This is a genomic window from Rhizobium herbae, from assembly GCF_017873135.1.
Lineage (GTDB): Bacteria > Pseudomonadota > Alphaproteobacteria > Rhizobiales > Rhizobiaceae > Pararhizobium > Pararhizobium herbae.
Map to the genome: position 1 here is coordinate 256,566 of NZ_JAGGJV010000009.1, position 23,859 is coordinate 280,424.

27 protein-coding genes and 1 tRNA gene are annotated in these 23,859 nt (G+C 60.5%); 10 read left to right on the plus strand and 18 right to left on the minus strand.

The features are described from left to right. Window positions 1-33 precede the first annotated feature (33 nt). Window positions 34-1,272: an ROK family protein gene (locus J2Z75_RS23405; RefSeq protein WP_209855258.1), complete on the minus strand. Its 1,239-nt coding sequence runs from the start codon at window positions 1,270-1,272 to the stop codon at window positions 34-36. Window positions 1,273-1,503: 231 nt separating this feature from the next. Between J2Z75_RS23405 and xylF the strand changes: the two genes are divergently transcribed. From xylF to J2Z75_RS23425, 4 genes are all read left to right on the plus strand, one after another. Next, window positions 1,504-2,544, plus strand: coding sequence for a D-xylose ABC transporter substrate-binding protein (gene xylF / locus J2Z75_RS23410; RefSeq protein WP_209855259.1), 1,041 nt, complete (start codon window positions 1,504-1,506; stop codon window positions 2,542-2,544). A gap of 117 nt (window positions 2,545-2,661) precedes the next feature. Continuing rightward, on the plus strand, window positions 2,662-3,987 hold the full coding sequence (locus J2Z75_RS23415; protein WP_209855260.1) for a sugar ABC transporter permease: 1,326 nt from the start codon (window positions 2,662-2,664) through the stop codon (window positions 3,985-3,987). 13 nt (window positions 3,988-4,000) lie between these two features. Further along, window positions 4,001-4,786: an ATP-binding cassette domain-containing protein gene (locus J2Z75_RS23420; RefSeq protein WP_209855262.1), complete on the plus strand. Its 786-nt coding sequence runs from the start codon at window positions 4,001-4,003 to the stop codon at window positions 4,784-4,786. A gap of 281 nt (window positions 4,787-5,067) precedes the next feature. After that, window positions 5,068-5,144 (plus strand) — tRNA-Arg (locus J2Z75_RS23425). Window positions 5,145-5,172: 28 nt separating this feature from the next. Here the strand turns inward: J2Z75_RS23425 and J2Z75_RS23430 are convergent. The 7 genes from J2Z75_RS23430 to J2Z75_RS23460 form a co-directional block, all read right to left on the minus strand. Continuing rightward, a complete protein-coding gene (locus J2Z75_RS23430) occupies window positions 5,173-6,612 on the minus strand; it encodes an FAD-binding oxidoreductase (RefSeq protein WP_209855268.1) in 1,440 nt (479 codons plus the stop codon). 148 nt (window positions 6,613-6,760) lie between these two features. Further along, entirely contained in the window at window positions 6,761-7,519 is a 759-nt protein-coding gene (locus J2Z75_RS23435; protein WP_209855269.1) for an ABC transporter ATP-binding protein, read from the minus strand. After that, entirely contained in the window at window positions 7,516-8,349 is an 834-nt protein-coding gene (locus J2Z75_RS23440; RefSeq protein ID WP_209855270.1) for an ABC transporter ATP-binding protein, read from the minus strand. The genes J2Z75_RS23435 and J2Z75_RS23440 overlap by 4 nt, the downstream gene beginning before the upstream one ends. Further along, on the minus strand, window positions 8,346-9,281 hold the full coding sequence (locus J2Z75_RS23445) for an ABC transporter permease (protein ID WP_209855271.1): 936 nt from the start codon (window positions 9,279-9,281) through the stop codon (window positions 8,346-8,348). Before J2Z75_RS23445 ends, J2Z75_RS23440 begins: the two co-directional genes overlap by 4 nt. After that, window positions 9,278-10,345 carry an ABC transporter permease gene (locus J2Z75_RS23450; RefSeq protein WP_209855272.1) on the minus strand — a complete coding sequence of 356 codons (1,068 nt, stop codon included), beginning with the start codon at window positions 10,343-10,345 and terminating at the stop codon, window positions 9,278-9,280. The genes J2Z75_RS23445 and J2Z75_RS23450 overlap by 4 nt, the downstream gene beginning before the upstream one ends. Window positions 10,346-10,359: 14 nt before the next feature. Further along, window positions 10,360-12,003, minus strand: coding sequence for an ABC transporter substrate-binding protein (locus J2Z75_RS23455; protein WP_209855273.1), 1,644 nt, complete (start codon window positions 12,001-12,003; stop codon window positions 10,360-10,362). Between the two features lie 47 nt (window positions 12,004-12,050). Beyond that, window positions 12,051-13,106: a dipeptidase gene (locus J2Z75_RS23460; RefSeq protein ID WP_209855274.1), complete on the minus strand. Its 1,056-nt coding sequence runs from the start codon at window positions 13,104-13,106 to the stop codon at window positions 12,051-12,053. Window positions 13,107-13,490: 384 nt separating this feature from the next. Between J2Z75_RS23460 and J2Z75_RS23465 the strand changes: the two genes are divergently transcribed. After that, on the plus strand, window positions 13,491-14,531 hold the full coding sequence (locus J2Z75_RS23465) for an Lnb N-terminal periplasmic domain-containing protein (protein ID WP_209855276.1): 1,041 nt from the start codon (window positions 13,491-13,493) through the stop codon (window positions 14,529-14,531). Between the two features lie 40 nt (window positions 14,532-14,571). Next, on the plus strand, window positions 14,572-15,591 hold the full coding sequence (locus J2Z75_RS23470; protein WP_209855278.1) for a substrate-binding domain-containing protein: 1,020 nt from the start codon (window positions 14,572-14,574) through the stop codon (window positions 15,589-15,591). On the opposite strand, the gene J2Z75_RS23475 is transcribed toward J2Z75_RS23470, so the two are convergent. The 4 genes from J2Z75_RS23475 to J2Z75_RS23490 form a co-directional block, all read right to left on the minus strand. Continuing rightward, complete coding sequence (locus tag J2Z75_RS23475; protein ID WP_407692810.1) at window positions 15,588-16,631, minus strand: Gfo/Idh/MocA family protein; 1,044 nt, start codon at window positions 16,629-16,631, stop codon at window positions 15,588-15,590. The genes J2Z75_RS23470 and J2Z75_RS23475 overlap by 4 nt on opposite strands. An 8-nt stretch (window positions 16,632-16,639) precedes the next feature. Next, a complete protein-coding gene (locus J2Z75_RS23480; RefSeq protein WP_209855282.1) occupies window positions 16,640-17,425 on the minus strand; it encodes a ThuA domain-containing protein in 786 nt (261 codons plus the stop codon). Between the two features lie 118 nt (window positions 17,426-17,543). After that, on the minus strand, window positions 17,544-17,885 hold the full coding sequence (locus J2Z75_RS23485; RefSeq protein ID WP_209855284.1) for a DMT family transporter: 342 nt from the start codon (window positions 17,883-17,885) through the stop codon (window positions 17,544-17,546). 19 nt (window positions 17,886-17,904) lie between these two features. Next, window positions 17,905-18,465 (minus strand): TetR/AcrR family transcriptional regulator, encoded by a 561-nt coding sequence (locus tag J2Z75_RS23490; protein WP_209855285.1) that lies wholly within the window; start codon window positions 18,463-18,465, stop codon window positions 17,905-17,907. A 154-nt stretch (window positions 18,466-18,619) separates the two neighbouring features. On the opposite strand from J2Z75_RS23490, the gene J2Z75_RS23495 reads away from it, so the two are divergent. Next, window positions 18,620-19,015 (plus strand): group II truncated hemoglobin, encoded by a 396-nt coding sequence (locus tag J2Z75_RS23495; RefSeq protein WP_209855286.1) that lies wholly within the window; start codon window positions 18,620-18,622, stop codon window positions 19,013-19,015. A 3-nt stretch (window positions 19,016-19,018) separates the two neighbouring features. Beyond that, a complete protein-coding gene (locus J2Z75_RS23500) occupies window positions 19,019-19,387 on the plus strand; it encodes a DUF423 domain-containing protein (RefSeq protein ID WP_209855287.1) in 369 nt (122 codons plus the stop codon). Window positions 19,388-19,395: 8 nt separating this feature from the next. Here J2Z75_RS23500 and J2Z75_RS23505 read toward each other — a convergent pair whose 3' ends face one another. From J2Z75_RS23505 to J2Z75_RS23530, 6 genes are all read right to left on the minus strand, one after another. Further along, window positions 19,396-19,767, minus strand: coding sequence for a bleomycin resistance protein (locus J2Z75_RS23505; protein WP_209855288.1), 372 nt, complete (start codon window positions 19,765-19,767; stop codon window positions 19,396-19,398). Continuing rightward, on the minus strand, window positions 19,767-20,081 hold the full coding sequence (locus tag J2Z75_RS23510; RefSeq protein WP_209855289.1) for an antibiotic biosynthesis monooxygenase family protein: 315 nt from the start codon (window positions 20,079-20,081) through the stop codon (window positions 19,767-19,769). Before J2Z75_RS23510 ends, J2Z75_RS23505 begins: the two co-directional genes overlap by 1 nt. 10 nt (window positions 20,082-20,091) lie before the next feature. Beyond that, the gene (locus J2Z75_RS23515; RefSeq protein ID WP_209855290.1) at window positions 20,092-20,361 is read right to left on the minus strand and encodes a hypothetical protein; all 270 of its coding nucleotides are present in this window, start codon (window positions 20,359-20,361) and stop codon (window positions 20,092-20,094) included. A 64-nt stretch (window positions 20,362-20,425) separates the two neighbouring features. Beyond that, window positions 20,426-20,845 (minus strand): DUF2325 domain-containing protein, encoded by a 420-nt coding sequence (locus J2Z75_RS23520; protein ID WP_209855291.1) that lies wholly within the window; start codon window positions 20,843-20,845, stop codon window positions 20,426-20,428. A 151-nt stretch (window positions 20,846-20,996) separates the two neighbouring features. Beyond that, complete coding sequence (locus tag J2Z75_RS23525) at window positions 20,997-21,818, minus strand: energy transducer TonB (protein WP_234937519.1); 822 nt, start codon at window positions 21,816-21,818, stop codon at window positions 20,997-20,999. Window positions 21,819-21,948: 130 nt separating this feature from the next. Beyond that, complete coding sequence (locus J2Z75_RS23530) at window positions 21,949-22,383, minus strand: hypothetical protein (protein WP_234937526.1); 435 nt, start codon at window positions 22,381-22,383, stop codon at window positions 21,949-21,951. 232 nt (window positions 22,384-22,615) lie between these two features. Here J2Z75_RS23530 and hemP point away from each other — a divergent pair, with 232 nt between their 5' ends. Together hemP and J2Z75_RS23540 are read left to right on the plus strand one after the other, a co-directional pair. Beyond that, window positions 22,616-22,789, plus strand: a complete 174-nt coding sequence (gene hemP / locus J2Z75_RS23535; protein WP_209855294.1) for a hemin uptake protein HemP — start codon at window positions 22,616-22,618, stop codon at window positions 22,787-22,789. 9 nt (window positions 22,790-22,798) lie between these two features. Next, window positions 22,799-23,857: a hemin-degrading factor gene (locus tag J2Z75_RS23540; RefSeq protein WP_209855295.1), complete on the plus strand. Its 1,059-nt coding sequence runs from the start codon at window positions 22,799-22,801 to the stop codon at window positions 23,855-23,857. The last annotated feature ends 2 nt before the right edge of the window (window positions 23,858-23,859 follow it).

The following is a 23,859-nucleotide window of genomic DNA, read 5'->3' on the forward strand; positions in this document are numbered from 1 at the left end:
TAATCATGAAGGCCGGGTTTTGCCCGGCCTTTTCTATGAAACCTGATCCGCGCCCGGAGGGACCGGCCGGAAGGCTGCGATGTCATGGTCCATGTCGGTCAACGCTCGATCCAGATGTCCATCGAAGATCAGCCTCTGCTCGTCGAAGATGACGGAGATTTCCGGACGTCCCTGCAGCCGCACTTCGTGCGATTGCTCAAGCCCCTCATCAACGCCGCGCTGCAGGAGATCGAAGTAACGGGTTCCCGGCCCCGTGATATAGATCGGCATTCGATCGTAGAGGCTGAGCAGCCGGGAAAGGCCGTTGCCGAGCGCGATGCCCGCCTGCCGGAAGGCATAACCCGCCATCCGGTTTCCCTGGCGCGCGCTCGCGGCGATCTTATCCATTTCGGCCAGCGGCACGAATTTCGCCGGGATCGTATCGGGCGGCACTTCGAAGGCGGTGCGCAGGATTCCGTAGAAGCCCGCCGACGCCTCGATGCAGCCAAACGACCCGCAACGGCACAGGCAGCCATTGGCGGCATGCAGCATGTGCCCGAAATTGGGGGCCGTCACCTCGAGTTCGCCGAACCGGTCCTTGCGTGCAATGCCAAGCCCGATGCTATGGCCGAGCGACAGGGCGGCAAGCGCACGGAACGAACCGGCCTGGCTTGCATCCGCCTTCATCCCAAGGGCCTGGGCAACCAGCAAGGTCTCGTTGTTCAACGTCACCTTGGCGCGCCATTCCGGCTGCAGCAGGGAGACGAAATCGATCTGTTCTCCACCGAAGACCGGCGACCACAACAGCCGTTTGCCATCGGCATCGACGGTGCCCTTGCTGCTGATCGAGACCGCGAGAATCTGGGTCTTTTCCAATCGGGACCGGTGAATGAGCCGGGCCAGTGCGTCGAGGAACTCCTCGGCGAAATGCTTCGTTCCCGCAACCTTGTGATTGCGCTGCTCTTCAAACCGGTCGATCAGGCGTCCGGAATAGTCCACCAGGGAATATTGGACGACATCCGAGGATATCCGCACGGCAATGAGAAAACCGCTGTCGCGGCGCTGCGCGAACAGCACGCGCGGCCGCCCGCGGCCGGAATGCGGCTGCTGCTCCGCCTTCTCGATCACCTCGACCCGCTCCAGTTCGGCGGTGATCGCCGAAACGGTCGCCGACGCCAAACCGGTATGCGCGGAAATATCCGTATGCGACAGCGGACCCAGGCGCCTGAGCGTCGCAAGCACCAGCGCGCTGTTCTGCTGACGCACCAGTTCAGTGCTGGATTTGGTCAGCATTGCGCATTCCCATAACTCACTGTGATTCTCACAAACACATGCCCCTCCCAAAGCATCTGTCCGGTGCAACATGCTGTTGTCAAAGCGTTGTTGACAGCCCTCCAAAACTCTGACATCTATTTTCTCGACTGTCGAGAAAAAACTCTTTCGGGTTTGCGACAGGCATATTTGCTGGCCGGGGGCCGTGCGGGAGGTTCGCACGGACGGCCAGCGGTCACTTGGGAGGACTTCATGAAATCAGTTTTGACACTGATGGCAGGCGCTGCCATCATCGTATCCCTGCACACCGCAGCCATGGCCAAGGATCTGGTCGTCGGTGTTTCCTGGTCGAACTTCCAGGAAGAGCGTTGGAAGACCGACGAAGCCGCCATCAAGGCAGCTCTGGAAGCATCCGGCGACAAGTACATCTCCGCTGACGCACAGGCTTCCGCCGCAAAGCAGCTGACCGACATCGAATCGCTGATCGCACAGGGCGCCAACGCCATCATCGTTCTGGCCCAGGACTCGGAAGCAATCGGTCCGGCCATTGAAAAGGCTGCTGCCGAAGGCATCCCGGTCGTCGGTTACGACCGCCTGATCGAAAATCCGGCTGCCTACTACATCACCTTCGACAACAAGGAAGTCGGCCGCATGCAGGCTGCCGAAGTGTTCAAGGTCAAGCCGGAAGGCAACTACGTCTTCATCAAGGGCGCATCGACCGATCCGAACGCAGACTTCCTGTTTTCCGGACAGATGGAAGTGCTGAAGGCCGCCATGGACGCCGGCAAGATCAAGAATGTCGGCGAAGCCTACACCGACGGCTGGAAGCCTGAAGCTGCCCAGAAGAACATGGAGCAGTTCCTGACCGCCAACGACAACAAGGTCGACGGCGTCGTGTCCTCGAACGACGGCATGGCCGGCGGCGTTGTAGCGGCTCTCGAAGCCCAGGGTCTGGCAGGCTCGGTCCCGGTTTCTGGCCAGGACGGCGACAAGGCCGCTCTGAACCGCGTCGCCCTCGGCACGCAGACAGTATCGGTCTGGAAGGATAGCCGCGAACTCGGCAAGAAGGCCGGCGAAATCGCCGTAGCGCTTGCCGGCGGCACCGCCATGGACGCCATCGAAGGCAACGTGAAGTTCTCCGGCGGCCCGAAGGGCGTTGAAATGAACTCGTTCTTCATCGCACCGCAGCCGATCACCAAGGACAATCTGAACGTCGTCATCGACGCCGGCTGGATTTCCAAGGAAGAAACCTGCCAGGGCGTCAAGGCCGGAACCGTTGCTGTCTGCAACTGATCCGATCCTGACCATGGGCACATAAGGTCCCGTCACGAGCGCCGCAGCGATCACCGTTGCGGCGCTTCTCCGATGTGCGGTCCTTAAGGACAAAAATAAAGGGGGAGTACTCAGGAAATGGCAAAAACCACCATTGCCGCACCTTCCAGCAGCGTGCGCCAGACACAGGGAACCGCCTTGCAGCGTTTCCTGCAGGCGACCGAGATCGACACCCGTCTTCTCGGGATGATCGGCGCGCTGTTGATCATCTGGCTCGGCTTTCAGCTTACCACCGGCGGCCTTTTCGGCGGCCTTTTCCTGACACCGCGCAACCTTTGGAACCTGACGGTTCAGGCTGCCTCGGTTTCCGTCATGGCAACCGGCATGGTGCTGGTCATCGTCACCCGCAACATTGACCTGTCGGTCGGTTCGATCCTCGGTTTCGTCGGCATGATCATGGCGATCACTCAGGCCAAGATCCTGCCGCCGCTCATCGGCTTCGACAATCCGGCCACATGGATCATCGCGCTTGCCGTGGGTATTGCGCTCGGCACGGCCATCGGCGCGTTCCAAGGCATGATCATCGCGTTTCTCAATGTCCCCGCATTCATCGTCACGCTGGGCGGGCTGCTCGTCTGGCGTGCCGGCGCCTTCCTGGTCATCAGCGGCGCAACGGTCGCGCCGATGGATACGAAATTCCGGCTGATGGGCGGCGGCGCGGAGGGATCGATCGGTGCCACCGCGAGCTGGATCGTCGGCGTGCTCGCCTGCCTCGTCATTGTCGCGTCGATCATCAACTCCCGCAAACAGCGCAAGCGCTTCGGCTTTCCGCTGCGTCCGATGTGGGCGGAGTATTTCCTCTCTACCGTCGGCTGCGTCACGGTCATGATCGCCGTCTGGGTACTCAACAGCTACTACATGCCGGTCAACCTCGCCAAGAAATATGCCGAGGCCAACAATATCCCCTGGCCTGAAGGCGGACTGCAGATCCCGCTTGGCATCGCCATCCCGGTCCTGATGGCCGTCGGCATCGCCATAGCGATGAGTTTCCTCACTACCCGCACCCGTTTCGGCCGCTATGTCTTTGCCATCGGCGGCAATCCCGAAGCAGCCGAGCTTGCCGGCATCAAGACCCGCTGGGTGACGGTGCGCATCTTCGCGCTGATGGGCGCGCTCTGCGCCATCGCCGCGGCAATCTCAACCGCCCGCCTCAATGCAGCCACCAATGCACAGGGCACGCTCGACGAGTTGTACACGATCGCAGCAGCAGTCATTGGCGGCACGTCGCTCGCCGGTGGCATGGGCACGATCTCCGGTGCCGTTCTCGGCGCGATCGTCATGCAGTCGTTGCAATCCGGCATGGTGCTGTTGCGCATCGATACGCCGCTGCAAAGCATCGTCATCGGCATCGTGCTGGTCATGGCCGTCTGGCTGGATACCGTGTACCGCGGCCGAGCCAAGTAGAGGAGTACGAACAATGACGGAACAACGCACTCCACTGGTGGAAATGAAGAACATTTCCATCTCCTTCGGCGGTATCCACGCCGTCGACAACGCCTCGATCGATCTCTACCCGGGAGAAGTCGTGGCCCTGCTGGGCCACAACGGCGCCGGCAAGTCGACCCTGATCAAGATCCTATCGGGCGCCTACAAGCGCGATGCCGGCGAAATCCTGATCAATGGCGAGCCGGTCCATATCAGCAACCCGCGCGATGCCAAGGGCTACGGCATCGAGACGATCTACCAGACGCTGGCCGTCGCCGACAATGTCGACGCCGCCGCCAACCTCTATCTCGGCCGCGAACTGCGCACCCCCTGGGGCACGCTCGACGACGTGGCGATGGAAGCCAAGGCCCGCGAGGTCATGGGGCGGCTCAACCCCAACTTCCGCCGCTTCAAGGAACCCGTGAAAGCACTGTCTGGCGGTCAGCGCCAGTCCGTCGCAATCGCCCGCGCCATCCTGTTCGACGCCCGTATCCTGATCATGGACGAGCCGACGGCAGCGCTCGGCCCCCAGGAAACGGCACAGGTCGGCGAACTGATCAAGCAGCTGAAGCGCGAAGGCATAGGCATCTTCCTGATTAGCCACGACATCCACGACGTCTTCGACCTTGCCGACCGCGTGTCGGTGATGAAGAACGGCCAGGTTGTCGGCCACGCCCGCACCGAAGACGTGACCAAGGACGAAGTTCTCGGCATGATCATCCTCGGCAAGGTCCCGCCGAAGGCGATCGCCGGACCGGGCGCCATGCAATCGGCTTGAACTGTCCGATCCTCGAAAATTCGATGCCGCGCAGCAAAAGCGCGGCATTTTTCGTTGGCGGCAAACGGCCGGCGATTTCGCGCGGCAGAAATCGTCCCCTCCCTGATCGCCTGCGCGCATCAGGCTACCTGCAACGCCAACCGAACGAACGGCCCCCTCAGCCAAGCCAAAGCGAAAACTCCGGAATTTCCTTTCACGGGATGCGCATTGACCATTGAAGCGCCGCGCATCCTAGTCTATGAACCGGTCACAGCCTGCTTCGACGCCTTGCCGTCGCGGATGCACCCGTAGCTCAGCTGGATAGAGTACTGCCCTCCGAAGGCAGGGGTCACTGGTTCGAATCCAGTCGGGTGCACCAAAATTTGCGCGGAAGCCGATTAGCTGGCTCACATCATCCGTCTCTCCCCGACAGGCCGCACGTTCTGGTTCATACGGAACAGGTTTTGCGGATCATACTGCCGCTTGATTTCGGCGAGTCGCTTGTAGTTATCGCCATAGGCGGCCTCGACGCGGTCCCCCTCGTCTTCGGGCATGAAGTTGATGTAGGCCGTTCCAGCGGCATGGGGTTTTGCCGCCTCGAAGAGTTGGCGTGCCCAGCCGATGCAGGCCTTGTCCATGGCCGCTTCGCGCCAGCGCGCGTGAACGTTCATGACAAAATGTGAATTTCGTTGTGGGAAAGCCGTCGCATCAGCAGCGACACGTCCGGCGGTGCCTCCGACGTGACCGATGAAGATCTCGCATTCCGGTCCGGGCAGCTTGCCGACGGCATCGAGCAGTATACCGATCGTCGCGTCGGAAAGCTCTATGAAATCATGACTCTTCCAGTAGTTGCGGGCACCGGGCGTCAGCAGGGGATCGAATGCCTGTTGCCAGCCGGCAAACGGATTGGGGCCGACAACATCGGCAATCGGCTTGCCGATCGAACGCAACTGTTTCGTCGCCTTCTCGCCCGCGGCAAGATCGCCACAATAGCACATGGCGAGAACCACGACCTCCTTGCCATGCCACTCCTGCGGAAGGAATGGCAGTGGCGGCGCCTGCCGCATGACGACCCAGCAGGTCAACTCGTCCGGCGCTTTTTCCAGCGCTTGTCGATATTGCTGAAGAACCGTTTTCGCATCGGAGAACGGATGCACGACCAGCCCCGAAAGCACCTGTGGACCGAGGTCATGCAGCTGAAATTCAAACGCAGTGACAATGCCGAAATTTCCGCCGCCGCCCCTCAGCGCCCAGAACAGGTCGGGATGGTCCTTGGCACTTGCCCGAACCAACTCACCATTCGCCATCACCACATCGGCGGAAAGGAGATTGTCAATCGTCAGCCCGAATTTGCGCGTGATCCAGCCGAAGCCGCCACCAAGCGTCAGCCCGGCAATGCCGGTCGTCGAATTGATGCCGGTCGGTACAATCAGGCCGAAAGCCTGGGTTTCCTTGTCGACATCGGCCAAGGTCGCCCCCGGCTCGACCCACGCCCGTTTTGCCGCAACATCGACACGCACCGACTTCATCGGCGACAGGTCGATCATCATGCCGCCGTCGCAGACCGCGTTGCCGGCAATATTGTGCCCACCGCCGCGCACCGATACGAGCAGCTTGTTTTTGGCTGCAAATCGTACCGCATTAACCACGTCGGCTGCCCCAGCGCATTGCGCGATCAGGGCCGGCCGGCGGTCGATCATGGCGTTCCAGATCGTCCGCACCTCGTCATAGGACGCATCACTTGCGTCCAGCACCTTGCCACGCAGACACCCGGCAAACGCCTCGATGGCCGCAACACCAATCTTCGTCTTTCCTGCTTGCAGGTTCATGAGGCTCATGTCGTTCATGGTCTGCTCCTCCCAAGGTGAACCATGCCCCAGCAGGAGAAATATTGCGCCTTTCTAATGTACAGTGCAAGGCGCTGATTGTCGGACCTCAAGGGAGGTGCCGCAGCCGTATGATTTGTTCAGGCTCCCAGCGGCCAGCCCTTCAGCTTTACGCCACGGCGTTCCGCACAAACCCCTTGCTCGCAACCATCAAATTCTTCGTATAATCCTCGCTCAGCCGTCCCGCAACGAGATCGGCCGATGACAACCGTTCGACCACCTTGCCGTTCTTCATCACCGCCAGCCGCTCGCACATATGGGTGACGACACCGAGGTCGTGGCTGACCATGATATAGGTGAGCTTGCGGTCGCGGCGGACCTGTTCGAGCAGGTTGAGAACTTCGGCCTGCACCGAGGCATCGAGCGCCGAGGTCGGCTCGTCGAGCAGCATGATCTGCGGTTCGATGATCAGCGCCCTTGCAATGGCGATGCGCTGGCGCTGGCCGCCCGAAAGCTGATGCGAATAGCGGAAGCGGAAGGATGAGCCGAGGCCAACCTCATCGAGCGCGCGCAGGATGCGGCGCTCGGCATCGGCGACGCCGTGGATGGCCAGCGGCTCCTGCAGCAGCCGGTCGACCGTCTGGCGGGGGTGCAGCGAGCCGTAGGGATCCTGGAACACCATCTGCACCTGGCGATAGAACGCCTTGTCGCGGTATTTGGCATCGAGAGGCTTGCCGTCGAGTACGATCCTGCCTGACGTTACCGGCGACAGGCCGGCGATGGCGCGCAGCAGCGTCGATTTGCCCGATCCGGATTCGCCGACGAGACCGAAGGATTCACCTGGCGCCACGTCGATGCTGACAGTGTCGAGCGCCAGGAAATCGTCATAGGTGACCGTCAGGTTTTCAGCCGATACAATTGCCGTCATAGCGCCCACTCCGGCTGGCGATCGAGTACCGGCAGTGGGTGTCGGTCCGTGCCGAGCGTCGGCATGCAGTTGAGCAGCCCTTGCGTATAGGGATGTTTCGCATTGCCAAGGTCGGACGCTACCAGTTCCTCGACGATCTTGCCGGCATACATGACGATGACCCGATCGCAGAAGGACGACACGAGCCGGAGATCATGGGAGATGAAGATCAGGCCCATGCCGCGCTCGGAAACCAGCTTGTCGAGGATGCCGAGTACCTCGAGCTGCACGGTCACATCGAGCGCCGATGTCGGCTCGTCGGCAACCAGCAGTTCCGGCCCGGCGATCAGCATCATGGCGATCATGGCGCGCTGGCCCATGCCGCCGGAAACCTCGTGCGGATGCAGATCGAAGACACGGCCGGCATCGCGGATCTGGACCGCCTCCAGCATGGCGATGGCGCGATCACGCGCCTCACGCTTGCCGACATTCTCATGCGTGCGCAGCGTCTCGACGATCTGCCGGCCGATGCTCATGACGGGGTTGAGCGAATATTTCGGATCCTGCAGGATCATCGCAATGCGGCTGCCACGCAACGATCGTCTGACCTTGGCGGGGGCGGTCAGAAGGTCGATACCGGCGAAGTTCAGCTTGCTGGCCGATACCTTCGCATGCGCCGGCGTCAGCCCCATGATCGCCCTGCCCGTCTGCGATTTTCCCGAGCCGCTTTCGCCGACAATCCCCAGCCGCTCGCGCCCGAGTGTGAAGGAGACGCCTCGTACCGCCTCGATCAGGCCGGTACGGGTGGGAAATGACACCCGGAGATCGTCGACCGTCAGCATTGTGCTCATTGGCCGCTCTCCCGTGGATCGAGCGCATCGCGCAGGCCGTCACCCAAAAGGTTGAAGCCGAGACTGACGATGAGGATGGCAATGCCGGGCATGGTGGCGACCCACCACTGGTCGAGAATGAAGCGGCGGCCCGACGCGATCATCGCGCCCCATTCCGGCAGCGGCGGCTGCGCGCCAAGCCCGAGAAAGCCGAGGCCCGCCGCCGTCAGGATGATACCGGCCATGTCGAGCGTGACGCGGACGATCAGCGAGGATACGCACATCGGCATGACATGCCGCAGCACGATGCGGAACGGCGAAGCCCCCATCAGTCGCACGGCGGCGATGTAATCCGAATTGCGCACCGTCAGCGTCTCGGCGCGGGCGATGCGGGCATAGGGCGGCCAGGAGGTGATGGCGATGGCAAGAATGGCGTTTTCGATGCCCGGACCCATGGCGGCAACGAAGGCGAGCGCCAGCACGAGCTTGGGGAAGGCAAGGAAGATGTCGGTGATCCGCATCAACACCGCATCCACCCAGCCACCGGCATAACCGGAGACCGCGCCGACCAGAAGGCCGATGGGGGCGGCGATGATCGCCACGAGAACGATGACCAGCAGTGTCAGCCGCGATCCGTGCAGGAGGCGCGAGAGAATGTCCCTGCCCTGGTCGTCAGTGCCAAGCAGATAACCTTCGCTGCCCGGCGGTAGTAGCCGCGCACCGCCGAGATTGCCGATGACAGGCGAATGCGGCGCCAGCACATCGGCAAAGATCGCGATGAGAATGAGCAGAAGGATGATGCAGAGGCCGGCAACGGCAAGCTTGTTGGCCGAAAACCGCTGCCAGGTCATATAGGCGCGGCCGAGCCGGGCCTGCAGGCGCGATTGCGGCCTGTCGGACATCAGCCACTGGCGGCGGGTCACGGGGATGGTTTGAAGGCTGGACTGGCTCATCGCGCGCGCGTCCTCGGGTCAAGCGTCCGGTAAAGAAGATCGGACAGGATGTTGATGGCGATGAAGACGGAACCGATGACGATGGTGCCGCCCAGCACCGCGTTCATGTCGGCATTCTGCAGCGAATTGGTGATATAGAGGCCGAGCCCCGGCCAGGCAAAGACCGTCTCCGTCAGCACCGAGCCTTCCAGAAGGCCGGCATAGGACAGCGCAATCACGGTGACCAGCGGCACCGCGGCATTGCGCAGCGCGTGCCCCCAGATGATCCGCGTTTCCGACAATCCCTTGGCGCGTGCGGCGACGATATATTCCTGGCTGAGTTCGTTGAGCATGAAGCTGCGGGTCATACGGCTGATATAGGCAAGCGAGAAATAGCCGAGCAGGCTGGCCGGCAGGATGATGTGGCGGAAGACGTCGCGGAACACGTCCCACTGCCCCTGCCAGAAAGAGTCAATCAGATAGAGGCCCGTCACCGGCGTAAAGCTATATTCGTAGACGATGTCGATGCGGCCCGGGAAGGCCACCCATCGCAGCTTGGCGTAGAACAACAACAGCGACAACAGCGCCAGCCAGAAGATCGGCACGGAATAACCGACAAGGCCGACGACGCGGACGATCTGGTCGGCGATCGAACCGCGCTTGACGGCTGCAAGCACGCCCAGCGGCACGCCGAAGAGGCTGCCGATGATCGTTCCGAACGTCGCCAGTTCCAGCGTCGCCGGAAAGACACGGCGGATGTCGGCCATCACCGGATTGGTGGTCAGAACGGAGGTGCCGAAATTGCCGGTCAGAGCATCCCGGACATAGAGATAGAACTGCACGTAAAGCGGCTTGTTGAAGCCCATCAGTTCACGGGTCCGCTCGACCACATGCGCCGGCGCCCGGTCGCCAAGAACGGCCAGAACAGGATCGATCGGGATGACGCGGCCGATGAAGAAGGTCACCGCCAGCAAGCCGAGATAGGTCGTGACGATGATGACCAGGAAGCGCAGAACGCTCTTGGCCAAACCGTTGGCGCGGGCGCGTTTGCGCCCGGCCAGTTGCGTTGTTTCGGGAATGGTCACCGGTCGTCTCCGGCCTATTCCTTGGAAACGTTGAAGACGTAGTTGGTATCAAAGCTCGGACCGAGCTTGAAGCCCTTGAGATTACCGCGATAGCCGGCGACTTCCGTCTGCTGGAAGATCACCACGAACGGGCTCTTTTCCAGAACCTTCTTCTGCAGGTCCTTGTACATGTCAGCACGCTTGGTCGCATCCCTTTCAAGCAGGGCAGCCTTGCTCTCCTCGGTCCATTCCTTCGGCACGTCCCAGGTATTACGCCAGGCGAGCGTCTTGGTCTTGCCTTCGTCGGAATTGTCCGGATTGACGGTGAAGGTCTCTGCATTGGAGTTCGGATCGAAATAATCCTGGCCCCACTGGCCGATATAGATGTCGTGCGTGCGGGCACGGTACTTGGTCAGGGTCTGTTTGCCGTCGCCGGGGATGATTTCCATCTTGATGCCGGCCTGGCCCAGCGTCTGCTGAATGGATTCAGCGATGCCGGTCACCGGCTGGTTGTTGCGCACATCCATGGTCACGGCGAAGCCATCGGCAAGACCGGCCTTGCCCAGCAGCTCCTTGGCCTTGGCGACGTCGAACTTGTACGGGTTCTCATCGAGTTCGCCGAGAACGCCCTTCGGCAGGAAAGTCTGGTGGATTTCACCGATGCCCTTGATCAGGGTCGAGCCGATCGCGTCGTAGTCGATCAGATACTTGAAAGCTTCGGCCACTTCCGGCTTGGCCAGATTGGCATTCTTCTGGTTCAGGCTGATGTAATAGACCGTGCCCTTCGGTGCGCTTGTGGTGGCAAGGTCCGTGTTTTTGGTAACCGCATCGAGATCGCCCGGCTCCAGATTGCGCGCAACGTCGATGTCACCGGCTTCGAGTGCGAGGCGTTGGCCGGAGCTTTCCTTCATATGACGGTAGATGACACGGGCAAGCGGCGCCTTTTCGCCATAATAGTTGTCGTTGCGTTCCATGACGACGACTTCATTGGCGCGCCATTCGCGCATCTTGAAGGCGCCAGAGCCGGCATAGCCGGTCTTCAGCCATTCATTGCCGAAGTCGTTGTCATACTTGTACTCGTCGGACGGCGTAACAGCGGCCACATGCTCCAGCACGAGCTTTTTGTCGACGACAGCACCGACGGTTGCGGTCAGGCAGTTCAAGACGAAGCTCGGCGCATAGGCCTTGTCGACGGTGAAGGTGAAGGTGCCGGCATCGGTCGCCTTGGCTTTTTCCGTCACGTTGTCGCCCGTCAGGCCAAACTGGGTGAGGATGAAGGCGGGGCTCTTGTCGAGCTTGACGACGCGCTCGAAGGAATAGGCGACGTCTTCCGCCGTCACGGGGTTGCCGGAAGCAAACTTGAGGTCCGGCTTCAGCTTGAACGTGTAGGTCAGGCCATCATCCGAGACCGTCCAGCTTTCGGCGAGGTCGCCGACGATCTTGGACGTGTCGTTGAGATCGAGGCGGACAAGATAGCTATAGGTGTTGGCGGTGACTTCGGCGGTCGACAGTTCGAAGGCTTCGCCCGGATCCATGGTGATGATGTCGTCGATCGCCCAGCCCTCGACCAGGGTATCGGCCGGCGTTTCGGCGAATGCGGGCGCACCTGCCATCAAGATCAGCGACATGGCGGCGCCTGCCGTCAACATTCGGACATGCCTGTTTAGTGAATGCATCATCTCTCTGTTCCCTTTTTTGAGCCCGTTATGGGCCTTTTTCTTCCAGCTCAAACGGCTTCGTGCCAGGCTTGAGCCAAAACCCTCAGCCAATTTTCCCGGCATATTTTTGTCAGTTCCGCGTCACCATATCCGGCGTCCCGCAGGGCGGCAATCAGGTTCTGGTTGCCCGCCGCGTCGGTTATTTCTTCCGGAATGGTTGCCCCGTCGAAGTCCGATCCGAGCGCCACGCAATCGATGCCCATGCGCCCGACCATGTAGTCGATGTGACGCACCATGTCGGAGAGCGGCGTCTTCGCATTTTCCAGCCCATCGGGCCGCAGCATGGTCGTCGCATAGTTGAGTCCCGCCAGACCATTGCTGTCGCGGATCGCATCCATCTGGCGATCCGTCAGGTTGCGGGCGACTGTGGTCAATGAATGCGCATTGGAGTGGCTGGCGATCAGCGGTTGGTCGGTGGTTTTCGCCACATCCCAGAAACCCTTTTCAGTGATGTGGGCGAGATCGATGAGAATGCCGAGCCGATTGCATTCGCGAACCAAAGCGAAGCCGGCATCGGTCAGGCCGGGTCCGGTGTCCGGCCCCATCGGAAAGGCAAAGGGCACACCATGGCCGAAGATGTTGTTGCGGCTCCAGACCGGGCCGAGCGAGCGCAAACCGGCGGCATAGAATGTTTCGAGCGCGGCGAGATCCTCACCGATCGCCTCGCAGCCTTCCATATGCAAAACCGCGGCAAAAATGCCCTTTTCCATTGCGGCACGGATGTCAGCGGTCGAGCGACAGAGCTTCCAGGCACCGGCGCGATCCAGCCGAAGGGCGATGGCCGCGAACTCGAGCGCGATATCGAGAGAAGGCTGCCGCTCCAGCGGCTCCGACAACGGCGTCGCATAATGGCCGTTCTCGTCAGGCGTTTTCAAAACGAGATGTTCGGACGGAATATAGATCGCCGACAGTCCGCCGGCGAGCCCGCCCCGCCTGGCGCGCGGGCCGTCGATATGGCCTTCCGTCGTTCCCTCGGCAAATTCCCGGACCGGATCGGCCCCGTTCTTGGCATTGCTCCATAGTCTCAGCAGCACATCGTTGTGGCCGTCGAAAACCGCCTGCATTCAGAAAATCCCTGTCCTGCCTGGTGTGCAAATGGGAGAAGCCCATTTTTGTCCGATTGGTCAAGAATGCGATGCTAGTGAATCGCATGGCGAATAACAATGCAGTCCTTATGAAATTCCACACTGAAAAAGCGGGGCGAGAACAAAGGCTTGTCGATTGAGACAATGCGGCACCGACATGCGGACGGATACGAGAATCCGGCAATATTCTGGAGGGAAAGAACGGTGTCCGCCCGAAAAATGGGTGTTGTCCCGGCTGGAAATCTGCCAATGACTGACCATCCGGGCACAAGCGGCAGCGGCGGCGCCCATCGACACATAGAGCCGCCTGCCGAAATCCCATCGACTTAGCGGCAGGGCGGCGGTCCTGGAGAGGCGTAGAACATGACGGATCAACCAAGGCGGGCACGTTTGCATCTGCTCGGGACGATGCTGCGCATATTTTCCGCGCTGGCCATTCTCGGCTTTGCCATCTGGGGTGCGATTGCCCTGTTCTATCAGATACCTGGCAACGTCTGGATACGGGGTGCGGCGGCGGCGACATGGGCCGTTCTTTCGCTTGCAGCGCTGTTCGCCTATCTGCGCTGGCGGTCCCGGCTTGCAGCCCTGATCTATCCGGTCATGATCGCCCTGCTGCTCTTCTGGTGGGGCTCCATTCCGGCCAGCAACAGCCGCGACTGGGCCGACGAGGTCGGGCAGATGACTGCCGGCGTCGTCAACGGCCACGAGGTGACGCTTGCCAATGTGCGCAATTTCGACTGGCGGGCGCCGACAGACTATACCGTCCGCTGGGAAACGCGGACTTACGATCTCGACAAGCTCGCCTCCGTCGATCTGCTGCTGTCCTACTGGTCAGGCCCGGCAGTCGCCCACACACTGATCTCGTTTGGTTTCGAGGACGGCACGTTCGTCACCTTCTCGGTGGAAATCCGCAAGGAACGGCATGAGAGCTTTTCCGAAATCGGCGGCTTCTTCAAAGAGTTCGAGACCAGCGTGATTGCCGCCGACGAGCGCGACATCGTGCGGGTGCGCACCAATATCCGTAAGGAAGACGTCTATATCTACCGCATCAACATGCCAAAATCGGCGATGCGCTCGCTGTTCATGGCCTATGTCGATCAGGCCAACAGCCTGACCGAGACGCCGCAATTCTACAACACAGTGACTGCCAATTGCACGACGATCGTCTACGAGATGGTCAGCCGCATCGTTCCGGGCCTGCCGCTGGATTATCGCCTGCTGTTTTCCGGCTACCTGCCGGCCTATATCGCCGAGGTGAACGGCTTCATGCCGGGCTACACGCTCGAACAATTGCGCGAAGGCGGCGCGATCAGCAACCGAGCGCGGGCAGCGGACGCAGCCCCTGATTTCTCCAGGCGCATTCGCGACGGCGTGCCGGGTATTGCCCCTTTGACGCAGCCGTAAAGCGGCTTACATTGGGACGGCAGACAACAGGAAATACCGCATGAACCTCAAGGAGTTCGCAAACCGGCTCGAACTGTCGCAGACGACGGTGAGCCGCGCCTTGAGCGGTTATCCCGAGGTGAAGCAGGCAACCCGCGAACGCGTGCTGAAGGCGGCGCTCGAATATGGCTACCGGCCGAACACCAGCGCACTTGGTCTTGCCACAGGCCGGGTTGGCGCGATCGGCATTGTGCTGAAGGGCGGTGGCGAATTCGGTCCGCATACCAGCGAATTCATGGGTGGACTCGGCGGGCGGTTGCAGCAGGAAGAAGTCGATATTCTCGTATCCACTGTGGATTCGCAGGAAGCGGAGTTGACCACCTATCGGCGGCTGGCAGCCAGCAAGCGCGTCGATGCCGTCATCCTGCATTCGCCTTTTATCGACGATCCGCGTATTGCGCTCCTCAATTCGCTGCGCCTGCCCTTCATCGTCCATGGACGCACCAATTCAGACGGCAATTTCGGCTGGCTGGACATCGACAATTTCGGCGCGGTGCGCCAGGCGGCCAGCCATCTGCTTGATCTCGGCCATCGCCGCATCGCGCTTCTCAACGGCTATCGCGGCCGGATTTTCGCGGAACACCGGCAAGAGGGCTACCAGACGGCGCTGGACGAACGCGGCGTTACGATCGATCCGGCGCTCTGCGGACATGGCGAATTCACCGACGAGATGGGCTTCCGGCTGATGCAAGGTTTCCTGAAACTGGACGACCGGCCAACGGCTGTCGTCGCCGGCTCGATGATGTCGGCGCTGGGTGCCATGCGGGCGATCAGGATCGCAGGTTTGAAGGTCGGCGAGGATATCTCGCTGATCGCCCATGACGACGTCTTTCCCTATATCAGCCCCGACCATCTGGTGCCGACACTGTCGACCACGCGGTCATCGATCCGCGCGGCAGGCGCACGGATCGGGGAAATGGTGCTGGAAATGCTACAGGGAACACCGGCCGAGACCCTGCGCGAGGTCTGGCCGGTTGAACTGGTCATCCGCAACTCGACGGCGGCGGTTAAGCGGATTTAAACCGCGAGCTCGCGGCGTTCCTTCTCGGTGACCATCGCCAGATCGAGAACCTTCTGCAAATCCGCCGCATGGCGGAAGCCAGGCTCCGCCGTCCTACCGGCCCTGATCGCATCGATGAAGCGCTGATAGTTCGTCAAAACCGTTCCGGCGTCGATGTCCTTCCAGATGCCTTTTTCGATGTCCTTGCCGAGGCAAGCGCGCAGTGTCGATCCGTCCGGCGTGTGGATGACTTCGATCGCGCCCTTGTTGCCATGCATGCGCAGACGCAGCTCATTGAGATGCCCCGTTGCCCAACGGCTGGCATGGACCACGCCCATGGCGCCATTGGCAAATTCGGCGGTCATGGTGAAGCTGTCATTGGCATCGAGATCGTATTCGCCGATCTTGTTGCCGGGTGCCTTGTCGAAGGTTTTGAGTCGGGCGAAGATATGATCGACATCCGTGGCCGCGCCGTAGCCGGCAAAATCAAGAATATGAATGCCGACATCGCCGAGTACACCGTTCGAGCCATGCTTGGTCGACAGCCGCCACAGCCATTGCGATTCCGTCGACCAATCGCCCCACGCCTTGGAAACCAGCCAGCTCTGCAGATAGGATGCCTCGATATGCCGGACCTTGCCGATCTCGCCGGCGAGAACCATCTGGCGGGCTTTCTGGACTTCGGCGACATTGCGGTAGGTCAGGTTGACCATGGTCACCAGGCCAGATTTTTCCGCCGCCGTCGCCATCTCGTCGGCCTTTGCATAGTCTTCGGCCAGCGGCTTTTCGCAGAGCACATGTTTACCGGCCGCCAGAAGCTTCAGGGTCGTCGGATAGTGGATCTTGTCCGGCGTCACATTCGTAACGGCATCGAACTCGCCCCAGGCAATCGCCTCGTCGAGTGACGTGAACGTCTTGGCGATCTCATGGCGCAACGCGAAGGCCTGCACCCGGACCAGATCGACATCGACAGCTGCAACAAGCTCGACGCCCGAAATCGTCGCAAAATTCATCGCATGGGTATTGGCCATGCCGCCGGTGCCGAGAATGAGGAGACGAATGGTTTTCATCACTTGTATCCTTCCTCGCCAGCCTGATGCAGCCGTGGGCCGCGCTCGACGATCGGCTCCAGAGCCTTTTCCACCGGTACATTCGGCGCGTCGTGAATTGCGGTGTAGGTGCCCTGCGGATTGTAGGCCCACTTGACCGAGTTGCGCAGAACCGTGTGCACGTTGGCGTCGTGATAGGTCGGATAGGTCTCGTGGCCGGGGCGGAAATAGAAGATATTGCCGGCACCGCGGCGCCAGGTCAGGCCCGAACGGAACACTTCGCCACCGGCAAACCAGGAGATGAAGACGGTTTCCAGCGGCTCCGGCACGGAAAACTGCTCGCCGTACATCTCTTCATTTTCCAGCACGAAGTTCTCATCGAGACCTGCGGCGATCGGATGACGCGGATTGATCACCCACAGCCTTTCCCGCTCACCCGCCTCGCGCCATTTCAGCGCACAGGGCGTGCCCATCAGCCGCTTGAACGGCTTGGAGAAATGGCCGGAATGCAGAACGATCAGGCCCATGCCTTCCCAGACACGCTTGGCGACGCGCTCGACGATCTCGTCCGACACCGCGCCATGATCCTTGTGGCCCCACCAGAGCAGAACATCGGTCGCGGCAAGGCGTTCGACGCTCAAGCCATGCTCCGGCTCCTGCAAGGTTGCCGTTGTCGCCTCAATCGTCGGGTCCGTGTTCAGCGCCGCTGCGATCGTGTTGTGCATCCCGTTCGGGTAAATGCTTCTGACAACCTCATTGGTCTGCTCGTGAATGTTCTCGCCCCAGACAACCGCCTTTATGGTCATGATCAATCCTTTTTTCGCTTCATCGGTCCATGGCCAATGAATTTGAAACCGCTTTCAATTTGAAGCGATAGAATCCCGACAACGCTTTTGCAAGCGAAAATCCGGCAGCGCGAATAGATTAGTGAAAGCTGGATTTGGAGAAGAAATTGAGCACGACAACTCCGGCGATGATCAAGCCGAGCCCGAGAACGGCAGCAAGATCAAGCTTCTGCCCGAAACCGAAATAACCGACAAGCGAGATGAGGACGATGCCGAGGCCACTCCAGACCGCATAGGCGATCCCCACCGGAATGACCCGCAGCGTATAGGACAGGAAGTAGAAGGCGATTGCATAGCAGACGACCATGATCACCGTCGGCACAAGCTTGGTAAAATGCTGGGCGGCCTGCATCGCCGAGGTGCCGAGCACCTCGAAGACAATCGCGATCACGAGCACGCCATAGAGCATTGCGGGGTTCATCTGGAGCTCCAATGGCCGGTTACTGCAAGGAAAGTGCGACGAGTTGAGTGCGCATCGCCTGTCGCGTCTGCTGATCGACATCATGGCTCTTGAGGATGTCGGCAAGCCACAGGCCGTCGGCGGCAAACCGCGCCAGCAGGCAGCCAACCGAGGAATCGGTGCCAACGAATTCATCCGCGTGATCGGCCACCCATAACCGCCAGCGCGCCCGCAACTGCGGCTCAGAAAGCAGTGCAATGGTCAGCACCTGCCAGCCTTGTGTGTCGGTTTCGTCCTGTAAGGCAAAGACGCAAGCCAGATAGGCACGGGTGAACCGCCCATGCGCGACGGGATCGTTGCGCATTTCCTCGGCGATCGTCCGGTCGAGCTTGCCGGTCAGGTCATCGAACAGACCATCCAGCAGCGCCATCTTGTTGGGAAAATGATGCAGCAACCCGCCCTTGCTGACGCCAGCCGCCTGCGACACGGCATCCAGCGTTACCCCCGACGCCCCGAGTTCAAGCGAGAGGCGCGCGGCGACCTCCAGCAATTGCTGGCGGACGAGTTCTGGCTGTTTCCGGCGATGATGAGCGATGGACATACAGCCATAAGATACCGTCTAGACGGTTTGTCAAGAAAATTCCTGTCGCGACCGCGATAATGCGATCAATCGCCGCAACAGGCGTGGTTCAGCGAAAACCGATGGAACACGATAGCGCGGCACGCTAGAAGTAGCGGCAATCAGGGAAACGACGATGACGGACGGGCAGACGGAAACACTTTACAACGCGATCGGCGGCGACGGCACCGTGCGGGCGCTGACCCACCGTTTCTACGAACTCATGGACACGCTGCCGGAAGCCGCGCGCTGCCGCGCCGTGCACCCGGCAGATCTGTCTGGCAGCGAGGAAAAATTCTATGAGTACCTGACCGGCTGGCTCGGCGGCCCGCCGCTCTACACCGACAAGCGCGGCCATCCGAGGCTCAGGAGCCGGCATTTTGGCGCAGCGATCGGTCAGCAGGAGCGCGATGAGTGGCTGCTGTGTTTCACCCAGGCGCTGGAGGAAACCGTTTCGCATCCGCAATTGCGGTCGGTCATCCTGGAGCCGGTCACCCGGCTTGCCCATCACATGCAGAACAGGGACGAATAGACCATGCAGAATGGCCAGTTGCGACCGGTTATCCTTTTCATTGCCGGGCTGATGGGATTGTTTGGCGTCATCAGCGCCGCTGCCGCCTCGCATGGAGCCGACCCGCGTCTGCTCGGCGGCGCGTCGGCCATGTGCCTGGCACACGCCCCTGCCCTCATCGCACTTTACGCGGCCTGGCCGATGATGCGGACAGCTGGGATTGCCGCACTTCTGCTGTCAGCGGGCACGGCCCTGTTTGCCGCCGACCTGACCGCACGGCATTTCCTTGGCCATGGGCTCTTTCCGATGTCGGCGCCAACGGGTGGCGTCATCATGATGGCCGGTTGGGTCACGGTTGCCGCCGGTGCATTCTTCATTCGAAGAGAAGTCTAGCCGGCCGCTCAACCGCGCGGAATGCGGCCGAAGCGCAGCAGGTTTCCGTGCGGATCGTGGATGTAAAACTCTTCCATGTTCCAGGGCCTCACGGACATTTCGCTCAGTCGCTCGACGTTTTTCTCAGCGAACTCGTGGTAGAGATCGCCGATGCCGCCGCCGCGCAGATAGACGGACGTCTTCTCGCAAAGGCTGCGATCATCGGTCAGCCAGAAATGCAGTTCCATGTCTTCGCGGCGCAGGATGAGATAGTCTTGCTCCTGATAGATCGTGACGTCGAAGCCCAGCTTGTCGCGATAGAACGCCAAGGTCTCGCCGATATCCAGCGACGGCAGGACAGGCAGGACCTCGATGCGATTTTCGCCAGACAGATCGGCCATCACGCCCCCTCGACGACGGAGAATCCCTCGAATTTCGGCGGACCGAGATACATCGCCCGGTTATCCGCCGCGCTCTTGTGCGCCGCGCGGAAATTCTCGGATTTCGTCCAGGCCGAAAAGGCATCGTGGCTTTCCCAGATCGAGCTGGAAACGAACAGCGTATAGCCCTCGTCGGCAACGGTATCGCCGCGCAGCAACCGGAACTCCTTGAACCCGGGAACTTCAGAAAGGCTGGAGTCACGGTTCTTCCACACATCTTCGAAAGCCGTTTCGTGGCCGATCGCGATCCTGAATCTGTTCATGGCGAAATACATGCGGATATCCTCAAGCCCGGTCTTTGGCCGGCGCGGCAATCGCGCCGCCGGATGGGAACGGCAGGATATTGTCTCTCGGCTCAGGCGCAAGCCCTAAAGGCGCGCGAGCCGGCGGGCGTGACTGCCAGGCCGGAAATTCCGCCACGTTCGGATTGTCTTCCACCATGCGCGCGCGGCGCGACAGAAGCTCATAAAGTTCCGGCACCAACCCGTCGCCGAATTGCGAGGCCAGCTTGTGCAATCCGATCATCATGAATTGATCGGGACGCTCATTGTTCATTCTTGTCATCTCCACAGGAAGCGGGCGCCGAAAAATGTACTCGCACATAGTCCCAAACAGCAGATCAGCCGGCGTTGCCGCGGCTGGCCTTCAGATCGAGGAACGCGCGCTCCAGGCTCGACTTGCTGCCGTTGCGCAAGGGTACGAAGGCCTTGCCCCACTTCTTGCAGCCGGTCTTTACCCGCAAACACGCATCATGGCTGATACAGTCGATCGGGCAGAAGACGCAGTCGACGGAGGGAAGAATGTTGTCGATGCGGGACACTGCCTCGCGCAAACCGCCATCGTGATGGATCAGCTCGGCGCCATGGGAACTGGCGATCTGGCGCAGATGCGCCACCTGGCAATCGCGACCACCGACATAGAGGAAGCTGCGGCCTTCGAGGCGGGAACCCTGAGCTTCGGCTGCAGCCGGAGCCACGCGCCTTTCAGTCTCCCGGCCCTGCTTCTGCTTCGCCTTGAGCTGATGCCGTTTGTCACCCATGTCAGTCTCCGCTTTGTTTCGGAATCGGCCGTGCGGCTGATCGTGCGGGAACCCTATTTAACTTGATAAAAAGAGTAAAGTATAAAGATGAATATTTTTATCATGTTTTATGTGCTGACTTGCCAACCGAGCCCGACAGCAGGGCGTGCACTTAGCGGCGCCCTGGGAATCTAAATTCTATGGGAATTATAATCGTTCTAGGTTGTCCGTTCGGGGTGTCGGCAAAAGGCCCTGCACGCTGAGCGCTTTGGACAGCCGCATCATCCAAGGCCTGGAAACCGGAACTTCTAATAAGTGATACGCTACCCAGGCTTCCATTGCTTTGCACCACGAAGCGGATAGTCGCAGTGCCTTCCGCCTTCTCCCGTCGTGCCGCCGAAGGATAACGCTTCGCGCGGCTCAACTTCGCTCGAATCTTACCGTCATAGTTAGAAAGACTCGCATTTCCCGCTTGCTCGGACACTTTGCCCTTTTTACCGGAATTGGAATTGCTGACGGCATTCTCCATCCCATCGGCCTGGCCTTTGTTCGCGGATTCAACCTGTTTGCCCGCATCGCCCGCCCTCTTCTTGACCGGCTTTTTCTGTGGCTTTTCCTTTTCAGGCTTCTTCAGCGGCTCCGGCTTCTTCTTCGGCTCCGGCTTGATCTCCTCCGGCTCCGGCTTTTCCTCCGGAGTGACGGTTTCCGCCGGCGCAACGGTCGCCGTGATTTCAGGTTGTTCCGCCGTGACCGGTGGTATTTCCTCAGCCGGCAGAATGACATCGGCCTCGGTCGGCAGGATATCCGTCGGTGTCTCGGCCGTCACTTCGGATTGCACCGGCGGTACTTCCGCCACCTCGACAGGCTGTGGCTCGACCTCTTCCGGCTGGATTTCCTCCGGCACGATCGCCTCGTCCGGATCCCCGGCCAGGATCGTTTCTTCAAACGCATTGCCGAGCACGGCGACTTCCATCTCCTCGCCGCCTTCGACCATCGCCTGCTCCGACGGCTTGTCGGCGGGCGCAAACAGCTTTGCCGCCCCCGCATGCGCCAGCAGCGAAAGGACGATCGCCCCGGTCCATTTGATAGTCTTGTTCATCACAGATACTGATGCGAAATCCGCATCAGCCCTTCAATTCGACAGACGATTTCGATCCGGTCTTCAGCGCCTTCATGCAGGCGTCCTTGGCGACACCCTCGCCGGTGCAGACCGGCGCATCGTTGATCAGCAGGCTCTTGACAGCCTCGCATTTCGTTCCAGCGAGATCGAACTGACGTACCTTGGTCTTGCCGGCCGGCAGATCGCGAAAATCGAGAACCGCCATCCGCTCGACCAAACCCTTCTCATCGAAAAGCACGAATTCGAAAGAGACCTTGGAGAGTGATTGAGTCAGCCCGTTTCCCGCGACGAACGTCAGCTTGCAACCCTTTTCCGACGGCGCCAGATCATTCATTTCGATCGAAAGATTGCCGGACGTTCCGGCCTCCTGCGCCAACGCGCCCTCGCCCGCATGGAAGACTGCCAGGAAGGCCAAGAGCAGCAATCGATCGAATTTCATCATGGTCTATCCATTCTCAAACACTGGTGTCTCGACTGCGAAAAACCCGCCGCCTGGAAAGCTGAGCCGCAGCCACGCATTTCATCGCCACAATTAAACTTGACTGCGAAAATCCTGTATTGCGTCCATAATAAAAGATGAGTAATGAAGTCAAGATACTAATCGCAATGACCCGGCCTGAGAAGGGGAGCAATCCCCCGCTTTCGGTCGCCATGATCAGGACCTGAAGCCTGTGACACCCAATGAACCAGATGCCGTGCCGGTCGTTTTGCCGGCAAGCCAGACGCAGCGCATCGTTGAAAGCCGCGAGCTCTTCCGTGGCGAAAACGAAATCCTGATCTCGCATGACGGCGCCATCTACCGCATGAAAATCACCCGCCAGGGCAAACTTATTCTGAACAAATAGGCCAGACATATGACGCAAACGCCCCGCCCGACCCCGTCCGAAATCCGCGCCTACCGGGCAGCCAACCCCAAAATGCGTGAGCGCGATATCGCAGCTCAGCTGGGCATTTCGGAAGCCGCCCTCGTTGCGGCCGAATGTGGCCTGACCGCCGTTCGCATCGATGGCGACGCCAACCGTTTCCTGGAGCGGGCGGCCGAACTCGGCGAGGTCATGGCGCTGACCCGCAACGAAAGCGCGGTGCACGAGAAGATCGGCGTGTTCGAGAACATCACCCCCGGCAAGCATGCCGCGATCGTACTCGGTGAAAACATCGACCTGCGCATCTTCCCCGGTGCCTGGGCGCACGGCTTTGCCGTGACGAAAACCGATGGCGACGACGTGCGCCGCAGCCTGCAATTCTTCGACAGCCAAGGAACCGCCGTTCACAAGGTGCACCTGCGTCCGGCTTCCAATCTCGACGCCTACCAGAGCATCGTTGATGCCTTCAGGCTGGACGACCAGTCACAGGAATTCGTTGCGGTTGCCGCTGTCGAAAGCCTTTCCGAAGGTGAAAGCGCCTCCGTCGATGTTGCGATGCTGCGCGACGAATGGGGCAGGATGACCGACACACATCAGTTCCATGGCCTGCTGCGCAAGCTGAAACTCGGCCGCCGCCAGGCACTGCAGTCGGTTGGTGAAGATTTTGCCTGGAAGCTGCAGCCTGAAGCCGTCGAGGAGATGATGCGTGAGTCGGCGAAGGTCGAGCTGCCGATCATGTGCTTCGTCGGCAACCACGGCATTATCCAGATTCATTCCGGTGCCATCGCCAACATCCAGACAATGGGTCCGTGGCTCAACATCATGGATCCGACGTTCCACCTGCACCTGCGCACCGATCACCTCGCGGAAATCTGGGCTGTCCGCAAGCCGACGGCCGATGGCCATGTGACGTCGCTCGAAGCGCTCGACGCCAAGGGCGAAATGGTCATCCAGTTCTTCGGCAAGCGCAAGGAAGGCTTCGCCGAACGCGAGGAATGGCGCACCATCATGGAAAACCTCGCCCGGCTCGAGATCACCGAAGCAGCCTGAAG